The organism is Microcoleus sp. PH2017_12_PCY_D_A, assembly GCF_020738565.1.
Classification (GTDB): Bacteria; Cyanobacteriota; Cyanobacteriia; order Cyanobacteriales; family Microcoleaceae; genus Microcoleus.
Genome location: NZ_JAEQCI010000040.1, coordinates 133,929 through 145,800, shown reverse-complemented (window position 1 = coordinate 145,800; position 11,872 = coordinate 133,929). Strand labels below are relative to the sequence as shown.

Sequence of the window (11,872 nt, the reverse complement as noted above, 5' to 3'; positions counted from 1 at the left end):
AAAGGAAGAGGACTGAAGTCCTGACTACAAACAATTAGGTTGGTAGTGAGGACTTTAGTCCTTCTTAAAAGGAAGAGGACTGAAGTCCTGACTACAAACCAGTTAAAATTAGCTATCACTGACAAAAACACTTAAAATATCAAACGCTTCCCTGTACCATCATCAGTAAATTGCTGTTCCCCAATCCCAACAACTTCTACAGTAATTTCGCGATCGCAAATTGCAAACTCTCCCTCGCGCGCCGCAATTTCAACGATGATTTTTTCCCCTTCCAAATACACCTTGTAATTAGTCGCAGCCCAGACACCTTTTTCGCGCTCAAAACTGTGTCCGTCGTCCTCATAAAGCGTCCATTCACCGCTTCCGGGCCAAATTCGCATTTTTAATGAATCAAGCGGTTCTTCGCCCACAAATTGCCTCACAGGCCCGATCGCAATTATCCCCCCGCCCCGCACGTAAAGCGGCATTCTCTCCAAAGGCGCATCAGCCAAAATGTGCATCGGGCCGTGATAGCATTCGCCCGTCCACCAATCAAACCAAGTACCCTCCGGCAAATACACGGCGCGGTGCTCGACTCCAGGCCGGTAAACGGGTGCAGCCATTAGCGACGGGCCGAGCAATACTTGATCGTAAAGGTGATAAGTTGTGCGATCGCCCGAAAAATGATACAGTAGCGGTCGCAAAATCGGCGTTCCCGTCATCGCAGCTTCCCAAAACAACGTGTAAATATAAGGCAAAAGTTGATAGCGCAAATTGATGTATTCGCGGCAAATCTGCTCGGTGCGATCGCCAAAAACCCACGGTTCGTGCTGCGCCGTACTCATGGCCGAATGACCGCGCATCAACGGATACAGCATCCCCACCTGCATCCACCGCGCGAACAGTTCAGCGGTGGCATTCCCCGCAAAACCGCCGATGTCGCAACCGACAAACGCCACGCCGGAAAGTCCCATGTTGCAAAGCATCGGTAGCGACATTTCTAAGTGATCCCACAAGGATTGATTGTCGCCCATCCACACGGAAGAGTAACGCTGTACGCCCGCAAAACCCGATCGCGTCAGCACAAAAGACCGATCGCCCCGCAACTTCTGCAACCCCTCAGCACAAGCTTTCGCCATCATCAACCCGTACAAATTGTGGGTTTCGGCGTGATTTGTGCGATCGTCATCCGGGCCCTGCGGTGCATCCAGCGGAAACCAGATGTGTTCGCCGCCATCACCAAAAGGTCGTTCCGCGATCGCAGGTTCGTTCATGTCGTTCCAAATCCCCGCAATCCCAATATCTGTAAGGCTTTTGTGCAATTCCCCCCACCACTGGCGCACGTCGGGGCGCATAAAGTCGGGAAACACGGCTTTGTCGGGCCAAACGTAACCGTGGAAGAGCTTTCCGTCGGCGGTGCGGACGAAATAGTCGTTTTCCACACCGCGATCGAATATTTCGTAACCTGCCTCCGGTTCGTACTTGACACCGGGATCGACAATCGTCACCACTTTAAAGCCCGCTGCTTTCAAATCTGCGATCAGTTTCGCCGGATCGGGGAAACGCTGCGGGATCCAAGTGAAAACGCGGTAGCCGCGCATGTAGTCGATGTCGAGGTGGATGACATCGCAGGGAATCGCCCGATCGCGAAATTCCTTCGCCAACTGCCGCACAACGTCCTCGGATTCGTAGCTCCAGCGGCACTGGTGGTATCCCAGCGCCCCTTTTGGCGGAATCGGCATCCGGCCGGTCAACTGCGTGTAGGTGGCGAGAATTTGGGCGAGTTCCGGGCCGTAAATGATGTAGTAGTCGAGCTCCGTGTCTCTGGTTTCCATCCGCAAAACCCCTGGTGTTTCCGCGCCGATGTCGAATTGACTCCAAAATGTGGTGTTGAAAAAGATGCCGTAAGCGCGATCGGGATTCAGGGCGATGTAAAATGCGATCGCCTGGTACATTTCATCTGTCTGCGAATTGTAGTCGAGGGCGTCGGTTGTCCAGTTTGTCTTGACTTCGGAGAGTTTGTCTAGCAAGCCGGTGCGTTGGCCGAAACCGTAGAAGTGCTCGTCTGTTTCGATGCGTTTCCAGGCTGCGGTTGCTCCTGTGCGCCATCCTAGGGCGCGATCGCAGTCGCTTGCAAAGGGTTTTCCCGATTTGTCAAAGCATTCGATGGAAGTGCGATCGCGCTTGACAGAAATTGTTATTTGTGCTGTTTCAATTTCGATTTTTTCCGCAGTTTCTCGCACTTCAAAAGGTACAATTTGCCATTCTTCGTCGGGGAGAGTTACGGAGTGCGATCGAGTTGTGAATTCTCCTGTCGGGGACCTTCGCACTCGGATTAAATTCGGTGCGAGTACGCTGATTTTAATAGTGGCATTGGTACAGTTGAAGTGAATTGTGCGATCGGTTTTGTCGATCGATTGTACAGGGCCGATGGTTGACCAAGGCTGTTCTGTGGTTTGGAGTTTTCCGAAGTATTGCGGCATGGATAGTTTTAGGTTTCGGTTTCTAACTATGATGGCAGTGTAGAGATAAAATTACGCTCTCTCTTAGGTTAGAAGCAGTAACGGCAAATGCTACCAACAGATAGATTTTGTATTAGACTAAAAACCTTTTTAAGAAAAATACTTATAACCGCTTTAGTAATAAATGCGCTCTTAATATATAGAAGCTTAGAGAATTGGAAAATTTCATAAATTCCTGTGATGTAATTATGACTGCGACATCCAACGCCACAATTGCGCTCGTTCGTACAGAAGGCGGACTCACAATTGCGGGTACGCGCATCACCATTTACGATGTAATGGACTATCTGAAAGCTGAATATCCGCCCAAGTTTATTCCTGGAGTTTAGACTAAAAAATACCTTTAACAGCAAATCTCTCGCTAGTTAAAAACGGAAGTATCTTCACAGGATACTAAGCCTGTTTGTTGATAGTTGCTGTTAATTCTGCCGGCAATTCAAAGTTGCCATCGGCACCCGCTTCAAACTCAAAAACTTTCAACACAGCATCCACATTCAGCGGCCCGTAAATGTGCGGGTAATCCTCACCTGCGGCCAATTCATACTTAAGTTCAGATGCTACTTTTTCCGAGTCAATCCACAGCAGCAGCAATCCTGTTTGTCCCACAAAGAATTTATTGGCAGATTTCAAAACTTGCGGCAGAGTTGAACAGTGGATAAATCCTTCTGTATCTAGCGTATCTCCGCGATAGGATTGGATTTGTTTTGCTTCTTCCCACTGTTGGCTGCGGGTGATGTGAAAGATAACGCTCATAGTTAGATGGTTTTAAGTGCGATCGACAATTGGCAGTAAAATCTGAGAAGGACAACTCCCGCCGCAACTTACTGTCAGCGTCATAATTTTAGCATCAATTAACCGCGCCGCACCCGGAGGCGCACCAGTTCCCGGATTCACGTCATAGGCGGGAAAACAAGTCGCACTCAAACTCAGGTGCAAAGCATTACCTCGCGCAATTTGCATGCAAGTTGATTGCAGCACAATTCTCACAGGTGTTGTACCTGAATTCACCCGCACGTAACCTTGAGTAAAATTGTAAACGCTACCATTATCTTTGACCTCCGAAAGTATGGCGCACAAATCAAAACTCGGCGCATCTGCGGTACAAAATACTTCGACAAATACCTCTCCTGCAAGGTGCAAATCTGCTGCAAACAGTGCAGAAGTGTATGTTAACACATCGGTGCGGCAGTCAATTGTCGATCGCTCAAACGAACCAGCAGGAAAAGCCGCGTGTCCTCCCAAAGACGGCACCGGCGGCCAAGGATCGTGTACAAATATATCATCAGTGCAAACATCCGCGCAAATCTCGGTTAAAATCCCCGCATCTTCTCGCATCGCGGCCAGTCCGTTAGTTGCCCAAAAATAGGATTTATGATTATTGTGAGGCCACTTATCAAACTTTTGCCAATCATTCCTCCCCATTTCAAACAAAGAAATTGGCGGCTCATCTAATATTCCTGTATCGACTTTTTTGAGGAAGCAATCGAACCAGCGAATTTGCAACTCATCCACAGGATTAGAAGCTGCCAAACCGCAATCGGGCCCTCCAACTTTTCGCCCCCAAGGTAAATGCGCCCAAGGCCCAACAATCAAATGCTGCGGATAGGAACTCCGGGCCGCCATTTCCTGGTAAAGATGGATTGTTCCCCGCAAATAAGTATCAAACCAACCGCCAACGTGCAGCATCGGCAAGTCTAACTCTTTGAGATTTGGTGAGAGTTTATCCCAATACTCGCTCGGTTGATAATTATCGAGCCAATCGTGATAATATGAATCGGGTGCCAGATTTTTAATAATCTCGGGACGAGCCGGAACGGTATCGTATAGTGGCAGATTTCTCGAAGCTGCGTAGAGGGATTGATGGGCAGAAATATCGCCGTTTAAGCGAGCGGTTTCGGCGGCTAGCTGAATTGCCCAACTCAGATTTGATTGCAAACAAAATGCGCCGCCTTCCTAGGCCCAATCTGCGTATAAATCGCAGCCTACCATGGCCGGACAAATTGTAATTAAGGCGCTGGGTTTAGCAGCCGCTGCGTAGAGTTGAGTCATGCCTTGGTAGGAAAAGCCGTACATTCCCACTTTCCCGCTGCTTCCGGGTAAATTTGCGGCCCAATTGACTGTATCAAATCCGTCTGCTGTTTCGCTAACAAATAGGTTGAATTCGCCTTCAGAGGTGCCGCGCCCCCGCACGTCTTGGATGACAGCGATGTAGCCGTGTTTGGCGTACCATGCGGGATGGGAATATACTACCGTAGATGCGATCGCCCTGCCGTAAGGTTGGCGCATTAACAATACTGGAAATTCGCCCGCCGCATCGGGGCGGTAGATGTCAGCATCCAAACGCACGCCATCTCTAGTTAGCATTGATGCTGTTTCTTTCGGGCAAACTTTCAGCATAAATTATGAAAATAATTAAAAAATAGGCTCGTAGTGAGGACTTTAGTCCTTTCAGGTTCGTAGTGAGGACTTTAGTCCTTTCTTTTGAGGACTGAAGTCCTCATTACGAACCTAGCACGATTAGTCTTTTCAGGTTCGTAGTGAGGACTTTAGTCCTTTCTTTTGCGGACTGAAGTCCTCACTACGAACCTAGCACGATTAGTCTTTCTTTTGCGGAGCACGATTAGTCTTTTTTTTGCGGACTGAAGTCCTCACTACGAACCTAGCACGATTAGTCTTTTTTTTGCGGACTGAAGTCCTCACTACGAACCTAGCGCGATTAGTCTTTTTTTTGCGGACTGAAGTCCTCACTACGAACCTAGCGCGTTTAGTAGTTTCTTTTGAGGACTGAAGTCCTCACTACGAACCTAACACGGTACGAGTACATCCGATCGCCCTAAAACTCTCATATCTTCCTCATCGAGTTCGACTGGCATACCGCTGCGAATTAGTTCCACAAAATCCTCATTCGGCACCATAATGCACAAAGTGTAAAGACGTTCGCTACCCGTATTCTCAATGACGTGAGTGCCCGTTGGAGGCACTAACAAACTATCACCCGGTTTAATACTAACTGTTTTGCCGTCGCAGGTTGCTTGCCCTCTTCCTTTGAGTACAAAAAACATTTCTACTGCCAATTGATGGCGGTTGGGAGGAGTTTTGCCGCCCGGATCGAAAATCTCGACGCAAACAGTTAATGAAGCATTGGCGGTTGCTGGATCGAAGACTATGGCTAATCTATTAGTATCGCCAGGACTGATGCGAAATGCTTGATAATCTTGAGGAGATTTCATCACAGGAATCATGCAGTGATTTGTCATTTTTTTTATTGTGAGTTGTGAGTTGTTATAGCCGCAAGAAGGAAGAAGGAAGAAGGAAGTTCGGCAACGAGCAGTGTACGGGATGTAACGGATGTAACGGATGTAACGGATGTAAAGGATGGAAGTCCGATGGAAGTCGGAAGAGGGAAGAGGGAAGAGAACCCAGGATTTTAGCAATTAAGAACTTCCTAACCGTCACGGACGGTTGCTATATGTTTCTGCTGTCATTACTGAGTATTCAGAGTCATTAGTCCGTGGCTCAACCTCCCAAGTTTATTGCTAATGACGTTGGACGTTGGACGTTGGACGTTCGCTCGGGGCGGGACCCTCGCGCTAATGACTGATAACGTTCGCTCGGGGCGGGACCCTCGCGCTAATGACTAATGACTAATGACTAATGACTGCTGACTAATGACTGCTGACTGATGACTAATGACTGCTATTTAATTGCTTCTAACATAGCCTGAGAATCAGACAAAAACCCAAAACATTGTTTAACGTTATAAAGAGTAGCGTGCCAGCAATACTCTGGAGATGTGGTAGCTGTACAATCTTTGACTAAAATGCAGTCGTAGTTGAGAAAACAAGCATCTTGTAGGGTAGCCATGACGCACTGATCGGCGTTGACTCCTGCAAAGAAAAGTGTAGTTCTTCCCAGGTTCCGCAGGATACTATCTAAAGGAGTATCCCAAAAGGCACTCATGCGATATTTATCTATGCAAATATCCTCTGGTTTCTGTTCCAATTCATCGACAACGGCGGCTGCCCAACTCCCGGCCATCAACACAGATGCGCCGTTTTTGGGGAGCGGATCTCCCAAACCTACGCCCTCGCCCGTGGGATTGTAAACGTGGCGGGAAGCTGCGCTAATATTGAGCAAATCGGGGCGGTTTCCCCAGTTTATCCAAATAATCGGCACTGCGTGCGATCGCAATTTTGGCAGCAAATTTTGTAAAGGATTAATTGGAGTTCTCGCGGGCGTTACATCGACGCCGATGTGTGCTAGCCAACCGTCGGGGTGACAGAAATCGTTTTGCATATCTATCACCAACATTGCTGCTTTTGCTAAGTCCAAACGCAGGGTTTTCGTTTCTGTTTCTAGGGTAACAGGTTGAGGCGCGATCGGCGATCGCGTGATGTCGGCAATTTTAGCATCAACTTTCCAAGCATTCGGCGCAACGCCCAAGGTGCGGAGCAGATCGGGATTCATATTAATTGGGATTTGAAAACACTTTCAATTTTAGGACTATTTGATTGTTCCTAACTTGTCATATCTTAAATCTTTGCTAAGATTAAGTATCCGGCGCAACTGTTTTGATGAATTTTAGGATTTATTTGTCATTCCCAGGCTCTGCCTCGGTTGTATGCGTTCCCAGCCTATGCCTGGGAACGAGATTAATAGATGTGAATTCACAAAAAAGGTAAATATGTGATACAATTTACAATAAAAATGCCATTGTAGGCAATCTCCCAACCCTTGATTCATCAGCAGTGATTCTCCAATCTAACATCTAAAATAGTATGAGTTTTACAATTCAAAATGCTTTAATAGCAGTTGAGAGTGGTTATGAAACAGTAGACGTGCAAGTGGCGGATAACTGCATAAGTGCGATCGCCCAAAATTTAACTTCTGCCGGAACAGCAATCGATGGCAAAAATAAGCTGCTGCTACCCGGTTTTGTCAACGCGCACACACACTCTTCTGAAATGTGGCAGCGCGGAATTATTCCTCCTTTACCGCTGGAGTTGTGGATTGGCGAACTGTACGATTTCACCCCTCTCGATCCCGAACAAGTTTACTTGAGCGCCTTGGGTACTGCGGTAGAAACATTGCTCTCGGGCGGCACAAGCGTAGTCGATCATTTAGTTTTGATTCCGGGGCAAGAATTAGAGACGATCGCCGCCGCAGTTCGCGCTTATCAAGAAATCGGCATCCGCGCTTTTATCGGGCCGCTAATTCAAGATGAATCCCTGACAGCAGGAATGCCTGCGGGCGATGGCGGCATCGAACACGCGGCTTACATTCGCTCGACAAAGGCAACTTTAGAGTTAATGGAGTCGGCCATAAAACAGTTTCACAATCCCGAAAAAGGTGTTAATATGTTGCTGGCACCGACGGGAATTCAACTGTGTTCCGATGCTTTGTTTGAAGGCTGCATCGATTTGGGCGATCGCTACAATCTTTGCCTGCACGCCCACCTCTTAGAAACACCCGCTCAAAAACAGTTGGCTCAGGAAAAATACGGCTGTAGCGCCGTCGAACATTTGCAACAAATTGGTTATTTAAGTCCGCGCACTTCCTTAGCGCACTGCGTGTGGCTCGACGATTCTGATATTGCAATTATGGCAGAAACTCAATCGACAGTCGTACACAATCCCCTCAGCAACCTGCGGCTAGGAAGCGGAATTGCACCAATTTTGAAATACCGCCAAGCCGGAGTTAACGTATCTTTCGGCTGCGACGGCGCCGCTAGCAACGACTCTCAAGATTTGCTGGAAGCTATTAAGATGGGTTCGATTCTGCACAATATCACTGATTTGGATTACCGCCACTGGATTACACCGCGCCAGTCTGTAGAAATGGCATCGCTGGGAGGAGCAAAAGGGTTGAATCTCGGCGATGAAATGGGTTCGCTGACTGTCGGCAAAAAAGCAGATTTAGTGCTGTACGATTTAACCAGTTTATCATTGTTGCCTCGCACAGATCCGATTGGCTTGCTAATTTTGGGACGCCCGACAAATGCGGTAGACAGCGTTTGGGTAAACGGCAAACAAATTGTCGCTGAAGGTAAGGTGAAAACGATTGATGTTGATGGTTTGAGGCGGCAATTATTCGATCGCAGCGAGTGGAGCAGCCAGCGCCAATCGCCAATGGTGGGCGAGATTGAATCGCACTACCGCCAAGTGATGAAATTGCCCCTCGGCGTTTGAAACCGCGACTAGACAGACAAAACCTGCCTCCGCAGGTTGAAGAATAAAGGTGCGCCATGCGCACCCTACAGTATGATGTTAAACTGTGGTGTTTGGGAAAAATTGATGATTAAACTGCACAAATGGCGGGGGATACTGGCTTTAATAGTTGTTTTTGCGATCGCCCTTACCTCCACCGTCATTTTCTCTCCCCGCATGGAGGCTCAAACTGCGCCCAAAACCCCAACAACCGAATTGCGCGGTATCTGGCTGACTAATATTGACAGCGACGTTATTTTCTCCCGCAACAACATCATTGACGCTGTAAACCGACTGGACAAACTCAACTTTAACACCATTTATCCCACGGTTTGGCAAGGAGGCTATACGCTGTATCCCAGCGCTGTCGCCAAACAAGTATTCGGAAAGTCGATCGATCCATCACCAGGATTGCAAGACCGAGACATACTCAAAGAAATTATAGCACAATCCCACAAAAAAGGTATAGCAGTAATCCCGTGGTTTGAGTTTGGTTTCATGGCTCCCGCCGAATCGGAATTAGCCCGACTTCACCCCGAATGGCTGGCAAGGCGGCGCGACGGTTCAACTATTTGGAAAGAAGGCACGCACGATCGAGTTTGGCTGAATCCTTTTCATGAGGAAGTGCAGAAATTTATCTTAGATTTAATCCTAGAAATTGTCAATAATTATGATATAGATGGAATTCAATTTGACGACCATTTCGGTTTGCCCGTAGAGTTTGGCTACGAGCCGCAAACAGTGTTAATGTATGAAAAACAAATCAAAAGTCCTCCCTCCAACGACGCCCGCGAAACCTTCTGGATCCGCTGGCGCGCCGACAAAATCAACGACTTCATGGGGCGAATTTCCCGCGCCATCAAATCCCGCAAACAAAAATGTATTATTAGTTTATCTCCCAATCCCTTGCACTTTGCTTTACCCGCCCACTTGCAGGACTGGTTTACCTGGGAAAGACGCGGTTACATCGAAGAACTTATAGTACAGGTGTATCGCAGCGATATCAAGCGTTTTAATGCCGAATTGGAACGAGAAGAAGTCAAACTGGCTAAAAAACACATTCCAACTGCGATCGGCATTTTAACAGGTTTGAAAAATAGTTCTATTCCGCTACAACAAATTCAAGAACAAGTGCAAGAAGTCCGAAACAGAAATTTTGCAGGCGTGTCGTTCTTTTTCTACGAAAGCTTATCGAGTTGGGCAAAGGAAACCCCCGAGCAGCGCAATTCGGCCTTGCAAGAATTCTTTCCCGCAAAGATGCAGCGCCCGCCAGTTTAAAACAGTTCGTATTGAGGACTTCAGTCCTTCTTCCTCTTGATTCGTAGTAAGGACTTCAGTCCTTCTTCCTCTTGGTTCGTAGTAAGGACTTCAGTCCTTCTTCCTCTTGGTTCGTAGTAAGGACTTGAGTCCTTCTTAAAAGTTCGTAGTAAGGACTTGAGTCCTTCTTAAAAGTTCGTACTAAGGACTTCAGTCCTTCTTTTTAAGATTATTAAGGACTAAAGTCCTCACTACGAACCTTGGAAATAGGTATTATGTTGAATAGTAAATTAATTTGCCGAATTTGTATTCTTAATTTATGTCTGATTGCTGTCCTTGCTGCAATCGGATACCTAACTCCCCGAAAATGGGAACAGTCATCGCAAAAAACTTGCACAGTTAGCGTACAAGTTTCTAACCAAGGCATCCACACCGAAATCATCGTTCCAGTTAAAAATCAATACTTTAACTGGAATCAATATTTGCCCCTAACACAAATAGGGCGGGATGCGAATTATGATTATAAATATTTATCTTTTGGCTGGGGAGATCGAGCTTTCATGCTGGAAAGTCCCACCTCAGCAACCATCAACCCAGTTATAGCTTTCAACGCGCTATTTCTCCCTACTCCGTCTACTCTCCACGTTCAATGTTATCGACTTGTTCCCCAAAATAAAGAAACCAAATGTGTTAAAATCAGTGGGGAAAATTATCTGAGGTTAGTGAATTTTATTAAAAATACATTCCAATTAGATGCCGGAGGGAATAAAATGAAAATCAGCTACGGCTACCACAACAACGACAGTTTTTATGAAGCAAAAGGCAGTTACTCGATTTTGAGAAATTGCAACGATTGGACGGCTGAAGCTTTGCGAGAAGCTGAAATCAATACTCCTTTGTGGTCAACTCTATCGTCATCGATTATGTTTCATTTAAACAGCGGTTGTCAATGTAGAAGTCATTAGTCAGTAGTCAGTTGTCAGCAGTCATTTGTTGGTTGTTATTTGTTATTTGTTGGTTGTCCATTCTAATAACGAATAACGAATCACCAATCACAAATGCCCAATGCCCAATTCCCGATGCCCAATTCCCAATTCCCAATTCCCAATTCCCAATTCCCCAATTACCAAATTATGAATGTAATTCCAGCGATCGACCTTTTGGACGGAAAATGCGTCAGACTGTATCAAGGAGACTACGCGAAATCTCAAACTTTTAACGAAAATCCCGTCGAAGTCGCCAGACAGTGGGTAAATGAAGGCGCCACAATGCTGCATTTAGTTGACCTCGACGGGGCAAAAGCAGGTCATCCTGTAAACTTAGCAGCCATTGAGGCGATCGTCCGCGCAGTAGACGTTCCCTGTCAGCTAGGAGGCGGAATGCGCGATCGCCCTTCTGTCGCGGCAATTCTCAAATTAGGCGTTCAGCGCGCCATTCTCGGCACTGTCGCCGTCGAACAACCGCAATTAGTCGGCGAATTGTGCGCCGAATTTCCCGGTCAAATTCTCGTCGGAATCGATGCCAGAAACGGTAAAGTTGCTACCAGAGGCTGGCTGGAAACTTCCGAAGTTTTAGCGACAGAATTGGCGCAAAAAATGGCAGAATTAGGGGCGGCGGAAATTATTTACACCGACATTCACCGCGACGGTACCATGGAAGGCCCGAATTTGGAATCTTTGCGCGAAATTGCTAACGCCATCTCGATTCCGGTGATTGCTTCCGGCGGCGTAAGTTCGATCGCAGATTTGTTGAGTTTGTTGGCTTTGGAACCAATTGGTGTCAAAAGTGCGATCGTCGGTAGAGCAATTTATACCGGCGATATCATACTAAAAGAAGCAATTCAAGCAGTCGGACAAGGAAGATGGCAGGATGTTCCACCAGATTTGGGTTCTTCGAGTTTTGCTTGAA

9 protein-coding genes and 1 pseudogene are annotated in these 11,872 nt (G+C 47.1%); 5 read left to right on the top strand and 5 right to left on the bottom strand.

What is annotated here, in order from left to right; genetic code table 11:
• Positions 1-131: 131 nt before the first annotated feature.
• Positions 132-2,462, bottom strand: coding sequence for a glycoside hydrolase family 31 protein (locus JGK39_RS12885; RefSeq protein ID WP_293296498.1), 2,331 nt, complete (start codon positions 2,460-2,462; stop codon positions 132-134).
• A gap of 227 nt (positions 2,463-2,689) precedes the next feature.
• Between JGK39_RS12885 and JGK39_RS12880 the strand changes: the two genes are divergently transcribed.
• Positions 2,690-2,830, top strand: coding sequence for a hypothetical protein (locus JGK39_RS12880; protein WP_366048867.1), 141 nt, complete (start codon positions 2,690-2,692; stop codon positions 2,828-2,830).
• 64 nt (positions 2,831-2,894) lie between these two features.
• Here JGK39_RS12880 and JGK39_RS12875 read toward each other — a convergent pair whose 3' ends face one another.
• From JGK39_RS12875 to JGK39_RS12860, 4 genes and pseudogenes are all read right to left on the bottom strand, one after another.
• Positions 2,895-3,254: a DUF952 domain-containing protein gene (locus tag JGK39_RS12875; RefSeq protein ID WP_293251753.1), complete on the bottom strand. Its 360-nt coding sequence runs from the start codon at positions 3,252-3,254 to the stop codon at positions 2,895-2,897.
• A gap of 12 nt (positions 3,255-3,266) precedes the next feature.
• A pseudogene (locus tag JGK39_RS12870) lies at positions 3,267-4,898 on the bottom strand (CocE/NonD family hydrolase).
• A gap of 407 nt (positions 4,899-5,305) precedes the next feature.
• Entirely contained in the window at positions 5,306-5,758 is a 453-nt protein-coding gene (locus JGK39_RS12865) for a cupin domain-containing protein (RefSeq protein WP_293251751.1), read from the bottom strand.
• A 439-nt stretch (positions 5,759-6,197) separates the two neighbouring features.
• On the bottom strand, positions 6,198-6,968 hold the full coding sequence (locus JGK39_RS12860) for an isochorismatase family cysteine hydrolase (protein WP_293251749.1): 771 nt from the start codon (positions 6,966-6,968) through the stop codon (positions 6,198-6,200).
• A gap of 311 nt (positions 6,969-7,279) precedes the next feature.
• Between JGK39_RS12860 and JGK39_RS12855 the strand changes: the two genes are divergently transcribed.
• The 4 genes from JGK39_RS12855 to hisA all read left to right on the top strand — a co-directional run bounded on the left by JGK39_RS12855 (position 7,280) and on the right by hisA (position 11,871).
• Positions 7,280-8,689: an amidohydrolase gene (locus JGK39_RS12855; protein WP_293251747.1), complete on the top strand. Its 1,410-nt coding sequence runs from the start codon at positions 7,280-7,282 to the stop codon at positions 8,687-8,689.
• Positions 8,690-8,794: 105 nt separating this feature from the next.
• Positions 8,795-9,985, top strand: coding sequence for a glycoside hydrolase family 10 protein (locus tag JGK39_RS12850; RefSeq protein ID WP_293251745.1), 1,191 nt, complete (start codon positions 8,795-8,797; stop codon positions 9,983-9,985).
• A 254-nt stretch (positions 9,986-10,239) separates the two neighbouring features.
• Positions 10,240-10,929 carry a TIGR02117 family protein gene (locus JGK39_RS12845; RefSeq protein WP_293296496.1) on the top strand — a complete coding sequence of 230 codons (690 nt, stop codon included), beginning with the start codon at positions 10,240-10,242 and terminating at the stop codon, positions 10,927-10,929.
• 168 nt (positions 10,930-11,097) lie between these two features.
• On the top strand, positions 11,098-11,871 hold the full coding sequence (hisA, locus tag JGK39_RS12840) for a 1-(5-phosphoribosyl)-5-[(5-phosphoribosylamino)methylideneamino]imidazole-4-carboxamide isomerase (protein ID WP_293251770.1): 774 nt from the start codon (positions 11,098-11,100) through the stop codon (positions 11,869-11,871).
• Position 11,872: the final 1 nt, after the last annotated feature.